This window comes from Xanthobacter pseudotagetidis, assembly GCF_043194795.2.
Taxonomy (GTDB): Bacteria; Pseudomonadota; Alphaproteobacteria; order Rhizobiales; family Xanthobacteraceae; genus Xanthobacter; species Xanthobacter tagetidis_A.
On the sequence record NZ_CM195534.1, the window covers coordinates 4,311,594 to 4,331,029 of the forward strand.

Annotated in this window: 18 protein-coding genes; 10 read left to right on the top strand and 8 right to left on the bottom strand. The window is 70.3% G+C overall.

Annotation, left to right across the window (positions count from 1 at the left end; translation table 11 throughout):
• Positions 1–65: 65 nt before the first annotated feature.
• Positions 66–854: an IclR family transcriptional regulator gene (locus tag V5F67_RS19695; protein WP_394020201.1), complete on the bottom strand. Its 789-nt coding sequence runs from the start codon at positions 852–854 to the stop codon at positions 66–68.
• Between the two features lie 377 nt (positions 855–1,231).
• Here V5F67_RS19695 and V5F67_RS19700 point away from each other — a divergent pair, with 377 nt between their 5' ends.
• Complete coding sequence (locus V5F67_RS19700) at positions 1,232–2,251, top strand: TRAP transporter substrate-binding protein (RefSeq protein ID WP_394020203.1); 1,020 nt, start codon at positions 1,232–1,234, stop codon at positions 2,249–2,251.
• Between the two features lie 185 nt (positions 2,252–2,436).
• Positions 2,437–4,296, top strand: a complete 1,860-nt coding sequence (locus tag V5F67_RS19705) for a TRAP transporter large permease (protein WP_394020205.1) — start codon at positions 2,437–2,439, stop codon at positions 4,294–4,296.
• A 7-nt stretch (positions 4,297–4,303) separates the two neighbouring features.
• Here V5F67_RS19705 and V5F67_RS19710 read toward each other — a convergent pair whose 3' ends face one another.
• Together V5F67_RS19710 and proC are read right to left on the bottom strand one after the other, a co-directional pair.
• Entirely contained in the window at positions 4,304–4,960 is a 657-nt protein-coding gene (locus tag V5F67_RS19710) for a TetR/AcrR family transcriptional regulator (protein WP_394020207.1), read from the bottom strand.
• 146 nt (positions 4,961–5,106) lie between these two features.
• Positions 5,107–5,943 carry a pyrroline-5-carboxylate reductase gene (proC, locus tag V5F67_RS19715; RefSeq protein WP_394020209.1) on the bottom strand — a complete coding sequence of 279 codons (837 nt, stop codon included), beginning with the start codon at positions 5,941–5,943 and terminating at the stop codon, positions 5,107–5,109.
• Positions 5,944–6,265: 322 nt separating this feature from the next.
• Here proC and cysP point away from each other — a divergent pair, with 322 nt between their 5' ends.
• From cysP to cysW, 3 genes are all read left to right on the top strand, one after another.
• Positions 6,266–7,270, top strand: a complete 1,005-nt coding sequence (cysP, locus tag V5F67_RS19720) for a thiosulfate ABC transporter substrate-binding protein CysP (protein ID WP_394020211.1) — start codon at positions 6,266–6,268, stop codon at positions 7,268–7,270.
• 150 nt (positions 7,271–7,420) lie between these two features.
• Positions 7,421–8,242: a sulfate ABC transporter permease subunit CysT gene (cysT, locus tag V5F67_RS19725; protein ID WP_394020213.1), complete on the top strand. Its 822-nt coding sequence runs from the start codon at positions 7,421–7,423 to the stop codon at positions 8,240–8,242.
• A gap of 3 nt (positions 8,243–8,245) precedes the next feature.
• The gene (gene cysW, locus V5F67_RS19730; RefSeq protein ID WP_394020215.1) at positions 8,246–9,103 is read left to right on the top strand and encodes a sulfate ABC transporter permease subunit CysW; all 858 of its coding nucleotides are present in this window, start codon (positions 8,246–8,248) and stop codon (positions 9,101–9,103) included.
• An 87-nt stretch (positions 9,104–9,190) separates the two neighbouring features.
• Here the strand turns inward: cysW and V5F67_RS19735 are convergent, their stop codons facing one another.
• Together V5F67_RS19735 and V5F67_RS19740 are read right to left on the bottom strand one after the other, a co-directional pair.
• Positions 9,191–9,691 (bottom strand): type III secretion system chaperone family protein, encoded by a 501-nt coding sequence (locus tag V5F67_RS19735; RefSeq protein WP_394020217.1) that lies wholly within the window; start codon positions 9,689–9,691, stop codon positions 9,191–9,193.
• 276 nt (positions 9,692–9,967) lie between these two features.
• Positions 9,968–10,249, bottom strand: a complete 282-nt coding sequence (locus V5F67_RS19740) for an accessory factor UbiK family protein (RefSeq protein ID WP_394020219.1) — start codon at positions 10,247–10,249, stop codon at positions 9,968–9,970.
• Between the two features lie 249 nt (positions 10,250–10,498).
• Between V5F67_RS19740 and V5F67_RS19745 the strand changes: the two genes are divergently transcribed.
• Positions 10,499–12,316, top strand: a complete 1,818-nt coding sequence (locus tag V5F67_RS19745) for an ABC-F family ATP-binding cassette domain-containing protein (RefSeq protein ID WP_394020221.1) — start codon at positions 10,499–10,501, stop codon at positions 12,314–12,316.
• Positions 12,317–12,341: 25 nt separating this feature from the next.
• On the opposite strand, the gene V5F67_RS19750 is transcribed toward V5F67_RS19745, so the two are convergent.
• The 3 genes from V5F67_RS19750 to V5F67_RS19760 all read right to left on the bottom strand — a co-directional run bounded on the left by V5F67_RS19750 (position 12,342) and on the right by V5F67_RS19760 (position 15,174).
• Positions 12,342–13,166, bottom strand: a complete 825-nt coding sequence (locus V5F67_RS19750; protein ID WP_394020223.1) for a hypothetical protein — start codon at positions 13,164–13,166, stop codon at positions 12,342–12,344.
• Between the two features lie 184 nt (positions 13,167–13,350).
• Positions 13,351–14,055, bottom strand: coding sequence for a L,D-transpeptidase (locus tag V5F67_RS19755; RefSeq protein ID WP_394020225.1), 705 nt, complete (start codon positions 14,053–14,055; stop codon positions 13,351–13,353).
• Positions 14,056–14,262: 207 nt separating this feature from the next.
• Complete coding sequence (locus V5F67_RS19760) at positions 14,263–15,174, bottom strand: LysR family transcriptional regulator (protein WP_394020227.1); 912 nt, start codon at positions 15,172–15,174, stop codon at positions 14,263–14,265.
• Between the two features lie 107 nt (positions 15,175–15,281).
• Here V5F67_RS19760 and V5F67_RS19765 point away from each other — a divergent pair, with 107 nt between their 5' ends.
• The 4 genes from V5F67_RS19765 to V5F67_RS19780 all read left to right on the top strand — a co-directional run bounded on the left by V5F67_RS19765 (position 15,282) and on the right by V5F67_RS19780 (position 19,272).
• The gene (locus V5F67_RS19765; RefSeq protein WP_394020229.1) at positions 15,282–16,679 is read left to right on the top strand and encodes an acyclic terpene utilization AtuA family protein; all 1,398 of its coding nucleotides are present in this window, start codon (positions 15,282–15,284) and stop codon (positions 16,677–16,679) included.
• On the top strand, positions 16,676–17,107 hold the full coding sequence (locus V5F67_RS19770) for an AtuA-related protein (protein ID WP_394020231.1): 432 nt from the start codon (positions 16,676–16,678) through the stop codon (positions 17,105–17,107). Before V5F67_RS19765 ends, V5F67_RS19770 begins: the two co-directional genes overlap by 4 nt.
• Before the next feature lie 30 nt (positions 17,108–17,137).
• The gene (locus tag V5F67_RS19775) at positions 17,138–18,145 is read left to right on the top strand and encodes a Bug family tripartite tricarboxylate transporter substrate binding protein (RefSeq protein ID WP_394020233.1); all 1,008 of its coding nucleotides are present in this window, start codon (positions 17,138–17,140) and stop codon (positions 18,143–18,145) included.
• 185 nt (positions 18,146–18,330) lie between these two features.
• The gene (locus V5F67_RS19780) at positions 18,331–19,272 is read left to right on the top strand and encodes a TAXI family TRAP transporter solute-binding subunit (protein ID WP_394020235.1); all 942 of its coding nucleotides are present in this window, start codon (positions 18,331–18,333) and stop codon (positions 19,270–19,272) included.
• Positions 19,273–19,436 lie beyond the last annotated feature (164 nt).

Genomic DNA, 19,436 nt, shown 5'->3' on the forward strand with positions numbered 1-19,436 from the left:
GGTCTCCAGGGATGAGGTAGCGCCAGGCGCGGGTGCGCGGGCGCTGACGAATTCGGGGCGTCGGCTCATGCCGACGCGGCCTTGGCCGTGGCGCGCACCGTCGCCGCCCTGACGGGGCCGCGGCTCCTGGCCGCCGCGCCGAGCGCGGCTTCGAGAGCGTGGGCCTCACGCAGCAGCAGGGCCGCGAGCTCCGGCTGGCGCTCCGCCGTGAGCCGCGTATCGATGGCAGCGATGGAGAGCGCGCCCGCCGGGCGCCCCTCCGCATCCATCACCGCGACGCCGATGCCCCAGGAGCCGGAGACATAGAGCCCCGGATTGAGCGCGTAGCCGAGCCGGCGTGCCTCGCTCACCCCCTGCCGAAGGCGCTCGGGCGCATAGCCGGGGTAGTGCGCGGCGAGCGCCTGCGCATTGGCGGCGAGGACGCGCTCCACCTCCGTGTCCGGCAGCGCCGCGAGGAGCGCGAGGCTGCCCGCGCCGACGCCGAGCGGATGCCGGTCGCCCGCCTGGAGCACGTGGGTGCGGATGGGATAGGTGCCCTCCTCCCGGTGCAGGCATACGGCGAAGATATCCCGCGGCACGGTGAGGAAGGCGCAGTCGCCGCTCTCCCTGGCGATGCGCGAGAGCGCGCCGAGCGAGAGCGCATGGATGCCGTATCGCGCCGACGCCAGGGTGCCCAGCACATAGGCCTCCGGCCCGATGTGATAGCGCCGGCTTGCTTCGTCCTGGTCCACCAGGCCCGCCCGCACCAGCGCCAGCAGCACCCGCCGCACGGTGGGCTTGGGCAGGCCGGACCGCTCGACGATGTCGGACAGACGGCCCCCTTCGGGCCCGGCGCGGCCGACCAGCAGCAGCACCGCGATAGCGCGCTCGATGGACTGCGTGCCCCCTGCACCGGGCTCGTCTGCGGCGCGCGGCGCGGCGGGCCGCACAACCGCGGGCTTTACTGCCCCGGCCTTTGCGGCTTTGCTCTCGCCAGCCAGGCCTTTCGCCCGGCCCGTTCGCATACCCGTGTCCACGTCTGCTCCCTGCGATCCAGCATATGGTGATCCAGCATGTGGACCTAGTTCTTGATTTCTTGTCGCCGATCGGCCAAACCGTTCGGCGCGAGACCATATCTCCCTTGCCTAACCGCCACAAGCGGGCCAGCATTGGGACATGAACCAAGGTCCATATCATGGACCGTAAATGATAATGTGGTCCGGATGGACCCTGTCAGGAGGAGAGCCCTAGGATGTCGCTGACCCGTCGCACCCTTTTGAAGGCGAGCGCCGCGAGCGCTCTGGTGGCCGGCATCGCCGCGCCGCACGTCGCCCGCGCCCAGGCCGCCGAATTCAGCTACAAGTACGCCAACAACCTGCCCGTCACGCACCCCATGAACATTCGTGCCAACGAGATGGTGGAAGCCATCAAGAAGGAGACGAACGGGCGGGTCGAGATCAAGGTGTTCCCCTCCAGCCAGCTCGGCGGCGACACCGACATGCTGAGCCAGCTGCGCTCGGGCGGCATCGAGTTCTTCACCCTCTCGCCGCTGATCCTCTCCACCCTGGTGCCGAACGCCTCCATCAGCGGCATCGGCTTCGCCTTCCCGGACTATGCCGCGGTGTGGAAGGCCATGGACGGCGAGCTCGGCGCCTATGTGCGCGGGCAGATCGCCAAGTCCGGCATCGTCGCCATGGACAAGATCTGGGACAACGGCTTCCGCCAGATCACCACCTCCACCAAGCCGATCCAGACCGCCGCCGACCTCAAGGGCCTGAAGATCCGCGTGCCGGTGTCGCCGCTGTGGACCTCCATGTTCAAGGCGTTCGACAGCGCCCCGGCCTCGCTCAACTTCTCCGAGGTCTACACCGCGCTGCAGACCGGCGCCGTGGACGCCCAGGAGAACCCGCTCGCCATCATCTCGACGGCGAAGCTCTACGAGGTGCAGAAGTACTGCTCGCTCACCAACCACATGTGGGACGGCTTCTGGTTCCTCGCCAACCGGCGCGCGTTCGAGCGCCTGCCGGAGGACCTGCGCGCCATCGTCGCCAAGAACGTGAACGCCGCCGGCGTCAAGGAGCGCGCCGACGTGGTCGAGCTCAACGCCACCCTGCGCAAGGAGCTGGCGGAGAAGGGCCTCGCCTTCAACGAGCCGAAGGTCGACAGCTTCCGCGAGCAGCTGCGCAAGGCCGGCTTCTACGCCGAGTGGAAGGGCAAGTACGGCGACGAGGCCTGGGCGACGCTGGAGAAGTATACCGGCCCGCTCTCCTGAGCGTGCCGAGGGGCGTCAGCTCCGCTGTGCGCTGACGCCCCCTCCCCTGCCCCTCCCCACAAGGGGGAGGGGTTCCCGTTGACCCTTGCCCTGCGCCCCTCCCCCGCAAGCGGGAGAGGGGAATCGGTGCCAACACCTCCCCACGGCGGGGGGCGACAAGCGTTTTCCAATTCAGGACCTCCGCCATGGCCGCAGCCGACGAAATCCTGCCGCTGGTCGCCGACAGCGACGCCCCCCGCGCGGGCTCGCGCTTCATGCGGCCGGTGGAGGCGCTCGCCGCCGCCCTGCTGATGGTGGTGGTGCTCCAGCTGCTCGCCAACGCGCTGTCGCGCTATCTGCTGCATCTGCCCATCATCTGGGGCGACGAGGTCGCCTCCATCGCCTTCATCTGGCTCGCCATGCTGGGCTCGCTGGTGGCCATCGACCGCAACGAGCACCTGCGCCTCACTTTGTTCGTGCGCGCCATGCCCGAGCGCCTGCAGCGCTTCGTGGATACGCTGGCGCTGCTGCTGGTGGCCGCCTTCCTGCTCGCGCTCGCCTATCCCGCCTACGACTACGCGTCGGAGGAGGCCTACATCACCCTGCCGGCGCTCGGCATCGCCGGCTCGTTCCGCGCCGCGGCGCTGCCGGTGGGCATCTGTGGCATGGCGGCGCTGGCGGTGGCGCATGCGGTCCGGCGCTCGAAGCTCATCGACATCCTGATCTCGCTCGCCGTCGTCGCCGCGGCGCTCGGCGCCCTGTGGCTCGCCGCGCCGGCGCTCATCAAGGCCGGCAACGTGACGATCCTGCTGTTCCTGGTGGGCTTCGTGGCGGCGTGCCTGGTGGCGGGCGTGCCCATCGCCTTCTGCTTCGGCATTGGCACCATCTGCTATCTCGCCTTCTCCACCCACGTGCCGCTGCTGGTGATGATCGGCCGCATGGACGAGGGCATGTCGTCGCTGGTGCTGCTGTCGGTGCCGGTGTTCGTGCTGCTCGGCTGCGTGCTCGACCACACCGGCATGGGCAAGGCGATCGTCGACTTCCTCGCCTCCCTGCTCGGCCATGTGAAGGCCGGCATGTCCTACGTGCTGCTGGGCTCGCTGTTCGTTGTCTCGGGCATCTCGGGCTCGAAGGTCTCGGACATGGCAACCGTGGCGCCGGCCCTGTTCCCGGAGATGAAGCGGCGCGGCCACAAGCCGAAGGAGATGATCGCGCTGCTCGCCACCGGAGCGGCCATGGCGGACACGGTGCCGCCCTCCATCGTCCTGATCGTGCTCGGCTCGGTGGCGGGCGTGTCCATCGCCGCGCTGTTCACGTCCGGCTTCGTGGTGGCGATGGTGCTGCTCGTCGCCCTTGCCGCGCTCGCCCGCTTCAAGGCGCGCCACGAGGACATGGAGGGCGTCAGGCGCGCACCCGCCGGGCTGATCGTCAAGACCATGCTGGTGGCGGCGCCGGCGCTGCTGCTGCCCTTCTTCATCCGCAGCGCGGTGTCGAGCGGTGCGGCCACCGCCACCGAGGTATCGACCTTCGCGGTGGTCTACGCCCTCATCGTCGGCATGGTGCTCTATGGCGGCATCAGCCTGCGCGCCTTCTACGGCATGCTGGTGGAGACGGCGGCGCTCACCGGGGCGATCCTGGTCATCCTCGCCTGCGCGGTCGCCATGGCGTGGGCCATCACCCAGGCCGGCATCGCCAACGACCTCGCCTCCTTCATGGGCTCGCTCCCCGGCGGGGCGTGGGGCTTCCTGGCGGTGAGCATCCTGGTGTTCCTGGTGCTGGGCTGCATCCTGGAAGGCCTGCCCGCCATCGTACTCATGGCGCCGCTGATGTATCCCATCGCCCGCAAGCTCGGGATCAACGACATCCACTATTCCATGGTGATCGTCACGGCCATGAACATCGGCCTGATGACGCCGCCGATCGGCATCGGCTTCTACCTCGCCTGCAAGATCGGCCAAGTCTCGCCCGACGAGGCGCTCAGCGCCATCTGGCCGTACCTCGTGGCGCTGTTCATCGGCCTGATCGTGATCGCCGCCGTGCCGTGGATCTCCATCGGCCTGCTCTGACGGGCTCTCAGGCGGGCGGCGCCGCCTCGGCTTCGGCCTCGGCGCCGCGCGGGCGCCGCTTGCGCCCCGGCACGGCGATGAAGGCGAGGTCGTCGAGCATGCCCAGCAGCTTGGCGCCGGTGTCCAGCTCCCGGTCGAGCGCCGCCATGGTGCGCGAGAGGCCCTCCTCCTCGTCGTCGAGCCAGATGCCGACGATGCGCGCGAACAGCAGCGCCAGCCCCTTCGCCCGCACCGATCCCGCAAGCCCGGTGCAGCCGATGCCGGCCGCCGCCAGCATCCAGCGCTGCGAGCGCTCGGACAGGCGCAGGACCGCCAGCGCCAGCCCCGGATCGCGCCGGGCGGAGCGGACCAGGCTGCGCACGGCCTCCTTGTGGGGCTCCAGCGCGTCGAGCCGGCGCATCAGCACCTCGAACAGGCGCTCCTTCGGCCCCTCGCCGGCGAGATCGTCGCTGTCCGGGCCGCCTTCGGCGAGCACGCGGCGGTCGGTGGCGCGGAAGAAGGCGGCGAGCAGGTCCGCGCGCGAGGCGAAGGCGGCGCGCATCTCGGCGAGCGGCACGCCCGCGCGGGCGGCGACGGCGGCGAGGTCGATCGCGCCGTAGGGCTGTTCCGCCAGAAGCTGGAGGAAGGCGTGGAGGCAGGCCTCGCGGCTGGTCTCAGAAGTCATCGGCTGCGTCCCATGCGCGCCCGGCGCGGCGACGGGCGGCGCGCAGTCTAGCGCGCAATCGCGGCGGCAGGCCAACCGGTGTCCTGCCCTTCCTTGCCGCTTCTCCCCCTCCCTCGGGGTGAGGGGTCTGCGCGTTCCCCCCGGCCTCAGCCGGCGAGCTCCTTGCCGCGGCGGGTGGCGGCGGCCACCGCATCGGTCAGCAGCGGGCCGAAGCCGGCCTTTTCGTCCATCAGCACCGCGAGCGCGGCAGCCGTGGTGCCGCCGGGCGAGGTCACGTTCTGGCGCAGGGTGGCCGCCGGCAGGTCCGACTGGTCCATGAGCGCGCCGGCGCCGGAGACCGTGGCGCGGGCGATGCGCGCCGACAGGTCCGCCGGCAGGCCGGCTTTGGCGCCCGCCTCGGCCAGCGCCTCGGCGAGCAGGAAGGCATAGGCCGGGCCGGAGCCGGAGACGGCGGTGGCCGCGTCCATGAGGTCCTCGTCCTCGACCCATTCGACGATGCCGATGGCGCCCAGCAGCGCGCCCGCGAGCGCGCGGCCTTCCGCCGTCACCGCGCCGTTCGCCACCGCCACCGAGACGCCGCGGCCGATGGCGGCCGGGGTGTTGGGGATGGCGCGGACGATGGCGGTGCCCGCCGGCATGGCGCCGGCGATGAAGCCGAGGGTGCGCCCGGCCATCACCGAGACCACCAGCGTGCCCGGCCCCACCAGCGGCGCCACCTGGGGCAGCACCTCGGGCGCCACCTGCGGCTTCACGGCCAGCAGCAGGACGCTGGGCGTGGCGATGGCGTCCTTCGGCGGGTTCACCTGCACGCCCTTGGCGGCAAGCGCCGCCGTCGGCTCGGCCGGCAGGTGCGGATCGACGGCCACGGCGAGGCGCGCCGGCAGGCCGAGCTTGAGCCAGCCCTCCAGCATCGCCCCGCCCATCTTGCCCGCCCCGACCAGCACGACGGGACCGGTGAGGGAGGACAGCGCGCGCTCGGACATGGAAGGCCTCAAGGGTTTGAAGATCGAAGAACGGGGCGCCCGGAACGCGCCGGCACCGGTTCTAGTGCCGGACGGCGCCGGACGGAAGGTCGGCTAATCCGGGACCGGATGCGGCGTACGCATAATTCGCGCCAAAGGATTGACGAATAGAATATACCGTGCATTTATTGTTTTAATTGACATTAAAACGTATAAATTATGTGAATTAGTTGGAGCAGCCGCCCGGCCGCGTTCCCCTCCACCTCGCAGCCGCTCCGGCGGGGCCGGAGGGACGCGCGGCATCCCTTCCGAACTCGCGCCGTGCGCGCCAAGGACCCCCACCATGCGACGCCTTCTCCTCGCCGCCGCCCTCGCCGCCGCTGCCGCCTTGCCCGCGTCGGCCCAGCAGGCCGCCGGCCCGAGCACCATCCTCAACGTCTCCTACGACATCTCCCGCGAGCTCTATCAGGCGGTGAACACCGCCTTCGTGAAGCAGTGGAAGGCGAAGACCGGGCAGGACCTGACCGTCAACCAGTCGCATGCCGGCTCCTCGCGCCAGGCGCGCGCCATCATCGAGGGGCTGGAGGCGGACGTGGTGACCTTCAACCAGGTGACCGACGTCCAGGTGCTGCACGACAAGGGCAATCTGGTCGCCGCCGACTGGCAGAAGCGCCTGCCCAACAACGCCTCGCCCTATTATTCCCTGCCCGCCTTCCTGGTGCGCGCCGGCAACCCCAAGAACATCCGCAACTGGGACGACCTGGTGCGCGACGACGTGAAGCTCGTGTTCCCGAACCCCAAGACCTCGGGCAACGCGCGCTACACCTACCTGGCCGCCTACGCCTTCGCGAAGGAGAAGCTCGGCTCGGAAGAGAAGGCCGACGCCTTCGTGCGCAAGCTGTTCGCGAACGTGCCGGTGTTCGACACCGGCGGACGCGCCGCCACCACCACCTTCGTCGAGCGCGAGGTGGGCGATGTGCTCATCACCTTCGAGGCCGAGACCAACGGCATCCGCGACCAGTATCCCGGCAAGTTCCAGGTGGTGGTGCCGGAAGTGAGCCTGCTCGCCGAGTTCCCCGTGGCGGCGGTCGACAAGGTGGTGGACAAGCGCGGCTCGCGCGCCACCGCCACCGCCTATCTCGACTTCCTCTACACCCCGGAAGGCCAGGACATCCTCGCGAAGTTCCACAACCGGGTGCACAATCCCGAGGTGGTCTCGCACTACAAGGAGCAGTTCCCGCCGGTGCGCCTCGTCACCGTCGAGGAGGCGTTCGGCGGCTGGGACAGGATCAACAAGGAGCACCTCGCCTCCGGCGCCAAGCTCGACCAGCTGTTCGAGAAGCGCTGAGCGCCGACCCGAGCGTCAAGCGTCGCCGGCCGCGCGTCACGCCGTCATGCCCGGGCTTGTCCCGGGCATCCACGCCCCGGTCGCCCATGCGGCGGCGTCCGGCTCGCCGCCGGCCGCCGCCTCCATCCCGTTCCAAGCCCCTGAAGGTCCATGCGTCGCCGCGCTCTTCCCGGCTTCTCCCTCGCGCTCGGCACCACCGTCCTCTATCTGGGGACGATCGTGCTGCTGCCCCTGGCCGCCCTGATGCTCAAGGCTGCCGAGATCGGGCCCGAGCGGTTCGTCGCCATCATCACCAGCGCGCGCACGCTCTCGGCGATCTCGGTGACGCTCACCACCGCTTTGTGGGCGACGCTCTTCAACGCGGTCTACGGGCTCGCCTTCGCCTGGGTGCTGGCGCGCTACGAGTTTCCCGGCAAGCGCATCCTCGACGCGGTGGTGGACATCCCCTTCGCCCTGCCCACGGCGGTGGCCGGCCTCGCGCTCACCGCGCTGTTCGCGAAGAACGGCTGGTTCGGCGCGCCGCTGGCCGAACTCGGCCTCCAGGTGGCGTACACGCCGCTCGGCATCGCCATCGCCATGGCCTTCACCAGCCTGCCCTTCGTGGTGCGCACCCTGCAGCCGGTGATCGAGGATCTTGCCGATGACGTGGAGGAGGCGGCGCGCTCGCTCGGTGCCAGCGACCTCGACATCGCCCGGCGGGTGATCTTCCCGGCCATCTTCCCCGCCTTCCTCGCCGGCTGCTCGCTCGCCTTCGCGCGCAGCCTCGGCGAGTTCGGCGCCGTGATCTTCATCGCCGGCAACCAGCCCATGAAGACCGAGATCGTCGCCCTGCTCACCTTCATCCGCCTGGAGGAGTTCGACTATCCGGCGGCGGCCGCGATCTCCACCGTGATGCTCGCCGCGGCCTTCGTGCTGCTGGTCACAACCAACACCATCCAGGCCTGGCACGTGCGCCGCGCGGGGGTCGACTGAGCCATGGCGCGCGAGCAGCACCACGGCGCCGGGCGCGCCAGCCGCCCGGTGGGCGGACATCCGGCCTTCAAGGGGCCGCTGATCGCCCTCGTGTGCCTCGTCACCGCGCTGATGGTGGGCGGGCCGCTGGCGGTGATCTTCACCAATGCCTTCTCGGGCGGATTTTCGGCCTATGTGGGCAAGCTCGCCGATCCGGCGACGCTGCACGCCATCTTCCTCACGGTGCTGGTGGCGCTGGTGGTGGTGCCGGTCAACATCGCCTTCGGCATCGCCGCCGCCTGGGCGGTGGGCAAGTTCGACTTTCCCGGCCGCAGCCTCCTGATCGCGCTGATCGACGTGCCCTATTCGGTCTCCCCCATCGTCGCTGGCGTCGCCTACCTCTTCGTCTACGGCGCGCAGGGCCTGTTCGGGCCGATGCTGGAGGCGGCGGGCATCAAGATCATGTTCGCGCTGCCGGCGATCTTCCTCGCCTCCATGTTCGTCACCGCGCCCTATGTGGCGCGCGAGCTGATCCCGCTGATGCAGGCGCAGGGAACGGACGAGGAGGAGGCGGCGCTCTCGCTCGGCGCCTCGGGGCTGCGCACCTTCCTCACGGTGACGCTGCCGAACATCCGCTGGGCGCTCATCTACGGCGCCATCCTGTGCAACGCGCGGGTGATGGGGGAGTTCGGCGCGGTCTCGGTGGTGTCGGGCAACATCCGCGGCGTCACCAACACGCTGCCGCTCCAGGTGGAGCTGCTGTACCACGACTACAACGTGGCGGGGGCGTTCGCCGCGGCCTCGGTGCTCACCTTCATCGGCGTCGCCACCATCATCGCCCGCGGCATCGTCGAGCGCCTCCAGCGCAAGGCGGAAGGATGAGCTTGGCATGGGCCCTCCGGTCGAGCCGGAGGGCAAGCGCACGAATTGCGGCGGCTGGGCCCAGCGACGAAAGGCGGATGCCCCGTCTCAGGCCTCGCCGACCGTGTCGAACAAGGCGGTGTCCATGGCCTCGCGGGCGCTCTTGCCGGCCCAGACCACGAACTGGAACGCGGGATAATACCGCTCCACCGCGTCGAGCGCGGCATCGACGATGGCCTCGCACTGGCGGCTCGACGCCGTCGCCCCGCCCGAGAGCGGCAGCGCGTGGCGGAACATGATGACCCCTTCCTGGGACCACAGGTCGAAATGGCCGAGCCACATCTGCTCGTTCACCAGCGCCAGGAGCTTCAGCACCTCGTTGCGGCGCCCCTCCGGCACCTTGAAGTCGAAGGCGCAGGCGAGATGCAGCGATTCCAGCTCGTCCATCCACTGGAACGAGACATGGCAGTCCGTCCAGCGGCTGGAGAGCGAAAGGGTGATCTCGTCCTCGTCGGAGCGCTCGAAGGACCAGTCATGGACGGCGGCGAGCCGCTCCACGAGGTCCACGGGGTTCGCCGGCGCATCGGCTTCGATGTCGATGAGAGACATGGCCTCGACCTCGCGGTGTGAGGAACGCGGAGAGGGTCGAACGCGGCACGGGCGGCAACTCAGGCCCGGGGAGGCATGCGCGGCGCGGCGTGCCGTCAAGGCGCGCCGGCGGACCGGCCCGCCGTGGCAAGGCTACGCCCCGTCGCGCCCCGGCGCGACGAACCGGCTACGAATCGCCACGAAAATCAGTATATCGCGGGGAATCATTGCGGGGCTACGACAGATTGTGGGTGCCGTCTGCGTCATCCCCCGCGCCCGATCGCCCGTGCCGGGCGCTCAGCCTTCCAGTTCGTCGGCGGCGGACGAGCGCGTGGCGAGCCGCTCCTCCAGCAGCGCGATGCGGGCGGCAAGCGCCTCGTTCTCCTCGCGCGCCTTGGCGGCCATGTCCTTCACGGCCTCGAACTCCTCGCGCTTGACGAGGTCCATGTCGCGCAGGAAGCGCTCCATCTGGGCCTTCATCACCGTCTCGGCCTCGCGACGGACGCCCTGGGCGACGCCGGCGGCGTCGTTCACGAGGCGGGCCATCTCGTCGAAAATGCGGCCCGTGGTCTGGGTCATGGGTGCCTCCATCGGCGCCGGGCGCCGTCCCCTGCTACATGGCGCCGCGACGCGGGCGATGCAAGGGCGCGGTTTTGCGCACCGCACCTCCCCTTGTGGCGGAGCCCTCCCCATTCACGGAGCGCCCCCACCCTGCCCTGCCCCACAAGGGGGAGTGGGCCCGGGCAAGGGGGGGAGAGCGAGCAGCGGCCAAGCGGGGCGCACGCCACCCCTTTGCCTTCCGCGCCGCGGCACGATAAGCGGGGCCCCATGGCCCCACCCCTCATCCTGCTCCAGGACATCCACCTGCGCTACGGCGCCATGCCTCTGCTCGACGGGGCGGAGCTTTCCGTCTCCGCCGGCGAGCGGCTCGCCCTCGTGGGGCGCAACGGCTCCGGCAAGTCGACGCTGCTGAAGATCGCCGCCGGCCTGGTCGAGCCCGACGCCGGCTCGCGCTTCTTCCAGCCCGGCGCCACCGTGCGATATTTGCCGCAGGAGCCCGACTTCACCGGCTTTCCCACCACGCTCGCTTACGTCGAGGCCGGCCTTGCGCCCGGCGACGACGCCTATCGCGCTGCCTATCTGCTCCAGGCGCTCGGCCTCACCGGCGAGGAGAACCCCGCGATCCTCTCCGGCGGCGAGGCGCGGCGCGCGGCACTTGCCCGCGTCATCGCCCCCGAGCCGGACGTGCTGCTGCTGGACGAGCCCACCAACCACCTGGACCTGCCGGCCATCGAGTGGCTGGAAGCCGAGCTGAAGGGCCTGAAGTCCGCCATCGTGCTCATCAGCCACGACCGGCGCTTCCTCGAGAACCTCTCGCGCGCCACGGTCTGGCTCGACCGCGGCGCGACGCGTCGGCTCGACCAGGGCTTCGGCGCCTTCGAGGCCTGGCGCGACGGGGTGCTGGAGCAGGAGGAACTGGAGCGCCACAAGCTCGACCGCAAGATCGTCGCCGAGCTCGACTGGCTGCGCTACGGCGTCACCGCGCGGCGCAAGCGCAACGTGCGCAGGCTCGGCCTGCTGCATTCCATGCGCAAGGACCGCCGCGAGGAGCGCCGGGCCACCGGCAACGTGAAGCTGGCCGTCACCGAGGCTGAGGCCTCCGGCAAGCTGGTGATAGAGGCGAAGGGCATCTCGAAATCCTATGGCGGCGTCCCGGTGGTGAAGGACTTCTCCACCCGCATCCTGCGCGGCGACCGCATCGGCATCGTCGGCCCCAACGGCGCCGGCAAGACCACGCTGCTGAAGATGCTCACCGGCGCGCTCGAACCCGACACCGGCACGGTGAGGCTCGGCACCAACCTGGATATCGCCTCGCTGGACCAGAAGCGCGCCGCGCTCGATCCCACGACCACCCTGCGCGACGCGCTCACCGGCGGCGGATCGGACCAGGTGATGGTGGGCGGGGTGCCGAAGCACGTGATGGGGTATCTGAAGGACTTCCTCTTCACCCCCGAGCAGGCCAACGCGCCGCTGTCGGTGCTGTCGGGCGGCGAGCGCGGCCGCCTGATGCTGGCGCGCGCGCTCGCCATGCCGGCGAACCTGCTGGTGCTGGACGAGCCCACCAACGACCTCGACCTCGAGACCCTCGATTTGCTCCAGGAGATGGTGGCGGACTTCCCCGGCACCGTGATCCTGGTCTCCCACGACCGCGACTTCCTCGATCGCACGGTGTCGAGCGTGATCGCGGCGGAAGGCGACGGCTCCTTCCGCGAATATGCCGGCGGCTATGCCGACATGGTGGCCCAGCGCGGCCACGGGGTGCAGGCCAAGGCGGCCGCGACCAAGGGCGCGCCGGAGCGGGAGAAGGCGCGCGTCGGCGCCAGGGACGACGCGCCGAAGGAGGCGAGGCGCCGCCTCTCCTTCCACGAGCAGCACGCGCTGAAATCCCTGCCCGCCGCCATGGACAAGCTGAAGGCGGAGATGGGAAAGCTGTCCGCCCTCCTGGAGGACCCGAGCCTCTATGCCCGCGATCCCGGCAAGTTCGAGAAGACCTCGGCCGCCTTGGCGAAGGCGCAGGGGGAGCTGGACGCCGCCGAGGAGGAATGGCTGCGCCTGGAGATCCTGAAGGAGGAGCTGGAGGGGTGAGTGGACGCCGGGGCCCTTCTGCTGCCTAATTCGTCGGCGCGCTGTCCCTCTGCTGCAGCTTGCGAATGGTCTCCATCAGAATGGGTTCGTCGGCAGAGGCCGGCGCCGCGCCCCCCGGGCAATTGCCTCCGGCGCAGCGCTGCGGCGGCTTCGGCGCAGCGCTCGCGCTTCCGGCGCTCTCCGCTGCCGGGGGCGGCGCCTTCCAGTTGTCGAACTCGATCGTCACCTGCTGGGTCCGGCTCGAGCTCGCCTCGGTCTTGCCCGTGACGGCCAATGGCACGAAGCCGTATTTCAGCGAGCCCCTGCCGCTCACGGTCACGCCGAACGTCGCATCATAGATGACTTTGTCCGTGATCATCTTCGGGTTGCCCGCCACCACCTGGTTTATGTTGCGGGCGAGCGCATCCACATAGGCGAAATAGCCGATGCCGTTCGAGAGGATGCTGTCCTCCGCGGCCGCGCGGCGGCAGATGCTGATGTCGTCGGCAGTTCCGAGAACGGTGAGCTTGGTTGTGGTGTCGACGGTGGCGGTGGGCTCGATGCCGGCCCCCAGCGTCAGCGACGGCACAAAGCTGTTCAGGGCGAGAATCGAGAGATCGCCGCCCGCTTCGACGCTCACATTGGCCTTGTTCACGGTCTTCAGCTTCAAGGTGACCGTGAAGGGCTGACCCAGCGGAACAAGGCGTCCCTGCTTCTGGGTCTCGAAGTTCGTGACCACCATCGCGATCTCGCACTTCACCGTATTCACGATCACGTCCACCGGAACGAGATCGTCGATCGGCGTCGGCAGCAGCGTTGGTGCGCAGCCAGCCAAGCCAGCCGCGAGCAATCCCACGGTGATGCGTCGCATGTGGAGCCCCCTCCCCAGAGAGCTCAACTATGACGCGAGTCCCGGCCGCTGACTATGCCAGCGAAGCGAGGAACCCCATGCTCCCTAAACCGATCGCCCTTGGCGTGTCGATGCGCTGCGGCGCCGGCCGGCGGGGGATGGGACGCAGCGTAACTGTCGTGACGGGCGATGCGGTCGCCCAAGGCTACGCTGGCAGCACGACCACCTTGGTCTTGACCGGCGTGCGGTCGTAGAGGTCGATCATGTCCTGGCTCAGAAGACCGACGCAGCCGCTGGTGATGCCGGAGCCGATCGATTCCGGGTCGCTGCTCGCATAGATCGTGTAGAGCGTGTATTTTCCGTCCTGGTAGAGATACAGCGTGCGGGCGCCGAGCGGGTTCTCGAGGCCGCCCGGCATGCCGCCCGCATACTTGGCGACCTCCGGCTGGCGCTGGATCATCTCCTTGGGCGGGGTCCAGGTGGCCCATTCGCCCTTGCGCCCCACATAGGCGTCGCCGTGCCACAGAAAGCCGGCCCGGCCGACATTGGCGCCGTAGCGGGTGGCGGTGCCCTCATCCTCGATGCGGTAGACATAGTAGTTGCCGGGATCGACGATGATCGTGCCCGGCGCTTCCTTGGTCTCGTACTTCACCGTGCGGCGGAAGTATTTCGGGTTGACCTTGCTGATGTCCGTCGCCGGGATCGGAAACTTCTCGTTGGGCAGCGGCCCATAGAGCTTCTCCGCCTCGGCGAGGCTCAGGCCGTCGGCGCAGCCGGCGAGCGAGAGCGCGCCGAGCCCGAGGGCGGAGCCCATGAGGAACGACCGGCGGCTGAGGGACCCCAGCCGAAGCTCCGGCAAAGCGGCCGCGTCACGTGCGCCGGCTGCGGCTTTCCCAGCGTCCATGTCCATGATCTACCCGTTCCCCATGGCTTCCGCACGGCGAGAGCGCGCGCCGGCATGCAACCTATGAATGTCCTTCCAGCCTGACATTGCCGTCCCGCGGCCCGGCTGGCAAGCGCGCGCCCAAGGGCGGCACGGTGCCCCCTTCTCCCGCTAAGCAAGGCGAAGGCACCGGCGCGGCGGGGACGAGGCCTCAACGGAACGTGGGGCGGACGGTCACGGCGCGCCGGCGCGCTCGATGCCGGCGGAGCGAAACGCCGCGCGCACCGCGGCGGCAAGCGCCGTCGCGGCAGGCGGAAGCTCGCGCCCCGCGCGGGTGATGAGGCCGAGCCCGCGCGCCACCACCGGTGCCTGGAGCGGGCGCACGGCGACGCCCTTGCGGGGGAACATGGCGAAGGTGAGCTCGGGCAAGGCGGTGATGCCGAGCCCCGCCGCCACCAGCGCCACGGCGGAGGGGATCTGCTCCACCTCGTAGCGCGGCGCGAGCGCGAGGTCGGCCGCCGCCATGGCATTGTCCACCATGCGACGCACCGAGGTGGTGCGGGCGAGCGCCACGAACGGGAATGGCGCCAGCGCCGCCCAGGGCAGGGGGTTGCGGCCGGCGAGCGGGTGGCCCTTCGGCATCAGCAGGTGCACGCGGTCGGAGCCCAGCGGCTCGAAGGCGAGCGCGTCGCCGGCGGGCCGCATGGTCACCGCCACGTCGGCGACGCCCTCCTCCACCAGAGCGGCGGCGCGCTCGTGCAGCACGTCGAACACCGAGACCTCCGCCTCCGGATAGTGTGCCCGGAGCCCCGCCACCGCCTGCGGCAGGATCGCCGCGGCGACCGAGGGCAGGAGCGCGATGGCGATGCGCGGGCGCCGGGCGCCGCGTTCGGCCAGATCCTTCAGCCCCGAGCGCACGTCGCGCACCACCTCCTCGGCGAGGCCGGCGAGCGCGCGCCCGTCGGCGGTGAGCGCCACCTTGCGGGTGGTGCGCTCGAACAGGCGCAGGCCCAGCTCCTGCTCGATGCGCCGGATGGTCTCGCTCAGCGCCGGCTGCGAGATGCCGAGCTGGCCGGCAGCCTCGGTGAAGCTCGGCGCGCGGGCGGCGGCGGCGAACACCTCCAATTGGCGGACGGTGATATTCATAATTCTAACCTAATAATTTATCGTATTTAGCTATTTGACTTGATGAATTGCCGCTGTCTAGCCTCTCCCCATGCCCGCGCCAGACGGGCGTGACATCGGGGAGACGCATGGGAGCGGGAGCAGGCGCGAGCGGGATCGTGCGCATCGGCAGCGGGGCCGGGTTCGCCGGCGACCGGCGCGACGCCGCCGTGCCGGTGGTGGAGATGCTGTCCACCCTCGACGGCCCGCGCTTCCTGATATTCGAGACCCTTGCCGAGCGCACCCTCGCTTTGTGCCAGCTCGCGCGCCGGCGCGATCCGGAGGCGGGCTACAGTCCCGCGCTCGAAGGCTTCCTGGCGCCGGTTCTCGATCGGTGCCTGAAGTCCGGCATCCGTATCGTCGGCAATTTCGGCGCCGCCAATCCGACGGCCGCCGCGCGCCGCGTCGCCGCCATGGCCCGCACGCTCGGCCATGCGCCGGTGATCGCCGTGGTGGACGGGGCGAACCTCGCCGGGCGCCTCGATCCCGAAGGTTTCGCCGCGCGTGAGGTGGGTGGGCGCATCCTCGCCGGCCTGTCGGCCCCGGTCTCGGCCGACGCCTATCTCGGCGCCCGTCCCATCGCCGACGCGCTCGACGCCGGCGCCGACATCGTCGTCACCGGCCGGGTGGCCGATCCCGCCCTCGCGCTAGGGCCGCTGATGCACGCCTTCGGCTGGCGCGACGACGACTGGGACCTTCTGGCCGCCGGCACGCTCGCCGGCCACCTGCTGGAGTGCGGCAGCCAGGTGAGCGGCGGCTATTTCGCCGATCCCGGCATCAAGGACGTGCCCGGCCTCGACGAAGTAGGGTTTCCGGTGGCCGAGATCGCCGCCGACGGAACCTTCGTCATCGGCAAGCCGCCCGGCACCGGCGGGCGCATCGACCGCTTCACGGTGACCGAGCAGATCCTCTACGAGATCCACGATCCCGCCGCCTATCTCACACCCGACGTGGTCCTGGACGTCACCGGCGTCCGGGTCGCGGAGGTGGGGGCCGACCGGGTGCGGGTCTCGGGCGCGCGGGGGCGCCCGAGACCCGAGACCCTCAAGGCCACCGTCTGCGTGGAAGCGGGCGTCCTCGCCGAAGCCGAGATATCCTATGCCGGCCCCGGCGCCGCCGGCCGCGCGCGGCTCGCGGCGGACGTGGTTCTCGCGCGCCTCGCGCGGCGCGCCCCGGGCCTCGCCGTGCGGGTGGACGCCGTCGGCATCGCCAGCCTGTTCAACGACACGGCCGGGGCGACGCTGGCCGCCGCCTTTCCCGAGAGCCGCGCCGAGGATGTGCGCCTGCGCTTTTCCGCCCAGAGCACGGACGCCGCCGCGCTGTCGCTGCTGCTCGACGAGGTGGAGGCGCTCTATTGCGCCGGCCCGGCAGGCGGGGCAGGCGTGCGGCGGCACCTGACGCCGCGGCTCGCCAGCGCCTCCTGCCTGGTGGAGCGCGACCTCGTCGCGCCCAAGATGTCGCTGCTCGGCCCGGAGGCCGCGCCATGAGCCCACAGGCCGTCCCCGACACGGCCGCGCCGCCGGCCCCGGCCGAGGCGCGCGTGCCTCTGCGGCTCCTCGCCCATGCGCGGGCGGGCGACAAGGGCAACCGGCTGAACCTCGCGCTCGTCTGCCGCACGCCCGAGGCCGTCCCGCTGATCGCCGCGCAGGTGACGGCCGAGCGGGTCGCAGCGCTGTTCGCCGCCCGCCGGCCGAGCCGGGTGCTGCGCTACGACCTGCCGAACCTCGCCGCCTTCAACTTCGTGCTCGACGACGTGCTGGACGGCGGGGTGAACGCCTCGCTCGGCCTCGACGGGCACGGCAAGTCGCTGTCCTTCCTGCTCCTCGCCCTGGAGGTCCGCGTGCCCGCGGACCTCGTCCGGGCGCTCGCGCCTCCGGCGGCGGCCACGGCCGCCCCGGCAACACCAAGACCCTGACATTCCGGGAGAACCGCCATGAGAACCGCCATGAGCAAGACGACCCCCGTCCCCACGCCGCCGCGCCGCCTGATCCTCGCGGCCCTGGCCGCGCTCGCGGCCGCGCCGCTCCTCGCATCCGCCACTCCGGCGGCGGCGCAGGAGGCCTATCCGAGCCGGCCGATCCGCTTCGTCGTGCCGTTTTCGGCCGGCAGCGCCACCGACACGCTCGCCCGCGTGCTGGGCGAGAAGGTGTCGTCCATCCTCGGCCAGCCGGTGGTGGTGGAGAACCTGCCCGGCGCCACCGGCCAGATCGCCGCCAGCAACGTCGCCCGCTCGGCGCCGGACGGCTACAGCGTGCTGATCACCTCGAACTCCACGCACGCCTCCAACCAGGCGCTCTACAAGAAGCTCTCCTACGACCACATCAAGGATTTCGAGCCCGTCACCACGCTCGGCACCATCACGCTCGCGCTGGTGGTGAACCCGTCCGTGCCGGCCGCGACCACGCAGGACTTCGTCGCCTACGCCAAGGCGAACCCCGGCAAGCTCTCCTTCGGCGCCGGCTCCACCTCCTCGCGCCTCGCGGTGGAGATGCTGAAGACCGGCGCGGGCGTGGACATCCTCTACGTGCCCTACAAGAGCAACCCGCAGGCGGTGAGCGACCTGCTCGGCGGACAGATCCAGGTGATGTTCGCCGACATCTCCACCACCCTGCCGCAGGCGCGCGCCGGCAAGCTGAAGGCCCTCGGCGTGTCGAGCGCGGAACGCTCCAAGCTCGCGCCCGAGCTGCCCACCATGCGCGAGGCGGGCATCGCCGGCTACGAGCTCACCGCCTGGTTCGCGGCCTTCGTGCCGGCCAAGACGCCGGCTCCGGTGATCGCCACGCTCAACAAGGCGATGGTCCAGGCCATGGGCGACCAGAGCGTCCAGACGGCGCTGCTCAATGCCGGCATCGAACCCAATTCCTCGACGCCGGAAGGCCTCGCCAAGCTGGTGGCGGCGGAGACCAAGAAATGGGCCGAGATCACCAAGGCCGCCGGCATCGAGCCGGAATGATCTCTTCCCCATCGGCAACCCGGTGGACTAAAACCATCCGGTGCAGGTCCGCCCGCCTGCACCGGATGGTTCGCGTTTTCGAGGGCAAACACATAGACTTTAGTCGCGGGAAAGGAAAAAGCTGCTGGCCTTTGTGAGGCAAGCAGGTAGCTTCTCGCCAACCACATCAGCAGGAAGGGACGCCAATGAAAAAGCTCGTAATGGCGACGCTCGCCGGGGCCATCGCACTCGCGCCCGTCGCCGCCAATGCGGAATTCGTGAACGTCCTCACGGGCGGCACCTCGGGCGTGTACTATCCGCTCGGCGTCGCCATCTCCAAGGTCATCGGCGAGAAGGTGCCCGGGGCGCGGCCCTCGGTGCAGGCCACCAAGGCGTCGGTCGAGAACCTCAATCTGATCCAGCAGGGCAAGGGCGAGGTGGCCTTCACCCTCGCCGACAGCCTCGCCGACGGCGCGGCGGGCAAGGAAGAGGCCGGCTTCAAGGCGCCCCTCACCAAGGTGCGGGCGCTCGGCGGCATCTATCCCAACTACATCCAGATCGTCGCCTCGAAGGATTCCGGCATCAAGACCATCGCCGACCTGAAGGGCAAGCGCCTGTCGGTGGGTGCGCCGCGCTCGGGCACCGAGCTCAACGCCCGCGCCATCCTGAACGCCGCCGGCATCAAGTACGAGGACCTCGGCAAGATCGAGTATCTGCCGTTCGCGGAGTCGGTCGAGCTGATGAAGAACCGCCAGCTCGACGCGACGCTCCAGTCCGCCGGCCTCGGCGTCGCCTCCATCAAGGACCTCGCGAACTCCGTGCCGATCGTGGTGGTGGAGGTGCCGGGCGCGGTGATCGACAAGATCGGCGCGCCGTATCTGAAGGCCACCATCCCGGCCAAGACCTATGAGGGCCAGGACGCGGACGTTGCCACCGCCGCGGTGCCGAACTTCCTCGTCACCCGCGCCGACCTCAAGGACGACGAGGTCTACGCCATCACCAAGGCGATCTACGAGAATCTGCCCGAGCTGGCGGCGGCGCATGCGGCGGCCAAGAGCATCAAGGTCGAGAACGCCATGAAGGGCTCGCCGGTGCCGTTCCATCCCGGCGCCGAGAAGTACTTCAAGGAAAAGGGCGTGACGCCCTGAGGCGCGACCGGCGCGCCGCGGCGGGCGGGATGGGGGCGCCCTCCCCGCCCCGCCCCCCGGCACGGGCGCGCCGCGCGGCCTGAGCGGCCATGCCGGGCAGGTCGCCCGGCGACCAAGCCGGCACGGGCTGCGGGCTTGCTCTCGAACGGGTCGCGGGCGCCGTT

Bases quoted from the DNA above. Each gene is read 5' to 3' on its own strand.
- V5F67_RS19780 (WP_394020235.1), top strand. From the start codon at position 18,331: ATGAAAAAGCTCGTAATGGCGACGCTCGCCGGGGCCATCGCACTCGCG.
- cysT (WP_394020213.1), top strand. From the start codon at position 7,421: ATGCGTCGCCGCGCTCTTCCCGGCTTCTCCCTCGCGCTCGGCACCACC.
- V5F67_RS19760 (WP_394020227.1), bottom strand. From the start codon at position 15,174: ATGAATATCACCGTCCGCCAATTGGAGGTGTTCGCCGCCGCCGCCCGC.
- V5F67_RS19750 (WP_394020223.1), bottom strand. From the start codon at position 13,166: ATGCGACGCATCACCGTGGGATTGCTCGCGGCTGGCTTGGCTGGCTGC.
- V5F67_RS19770 (WP_394020231.1), top strand. From the start codon at position 16,676: ATGAGCCCACAGGCCGTCCCCGACACGGCCGCGCCGCCGGCCCCGGCC.
- V5F67_RS19700 (WP_394020203.1), top strand. From the start codon at position 1,232: ATGTCGCTGACCCGTCGCACCCTTTTGAAGGCGAGCGCCGCGAGCGCT.
- V5F67_RS19740 (WP_394020219.1), bottom strand. From the start codon at position 10,249: ATGACCCAGACCACGGGCCGCATTTTCGACGAGATGGCCCGCCTCGTG.
- cysW (WP_394020215.1), top strand. From the start codon at position 8,246: ATGGCGCGCGAGCAGCACCACGGCGCCGGGCGCGCCAGCCGCCCGGTG.
- cysP (WP_394020211.1), top strand. From the start codon at position 6,266: ATGCGACGCCTTCTCCTCGCCGCCGCCCTCGCCGCCGCTGCCGCCTTG.
- V5F67_RS19755 (WP_394020225.1), bottom strand. From the start codon at position 14,055: ATGGACATGGACGCTGGGAAAGCCGCAGCCGGCGCACGTGACGCGGCC.
- V5F67_RS19765 (WP_394020229.1), top strand. From the start codon at position 15,282: ATGGGAGCGGGAGCAGGCGCGAGCGGGATCGTGCGCATCGGCAGCGGG.
- V5F67_RS19745 (WP_394020221.1), top strand. From the start codon at position 10,499: ATGGCCCCACCCCTCATCCTGCTCCAGGACATCCACCTGCGCTACGGC.
- V5F67_RS19710 (WP_394020207.1), bottom strand. From the start codon at position 4,960: ATGACTTCTGAGACCAGCCGCGAGGCCTGCCTCCACGCCTTCCTCCAG.
- V5F67_RS19775 (WP_394020233.1), top strand. From the start codon at position 17,138: ATGAGCAAGACGACCCCCGTCCCCACGCCGCCGCGCCGCCTGATCCTC.
- proC (WP_394020209.1), bottom strand. From the start codon at position 5,943: ATGTCCGAGCGCGCGCTGTCCTCCCTCACCGGTCCCGTCGTGCTGGTC.
- V5F67_RS19705 (WP_394020205.1), top strand. From the start codon at position 2,437: ATGGCCGCAGCCGACGAAATCCTGCCGCTGGTCGCCGACAGCGACGCC.
- V5F67_RS19735 (WP_394020217.1), bottom strand. From the start codon at position 9,691: ATGTCTCTCATCGACATCGAAGCCGATGCGCCGGCGAACCCCGTGGAC.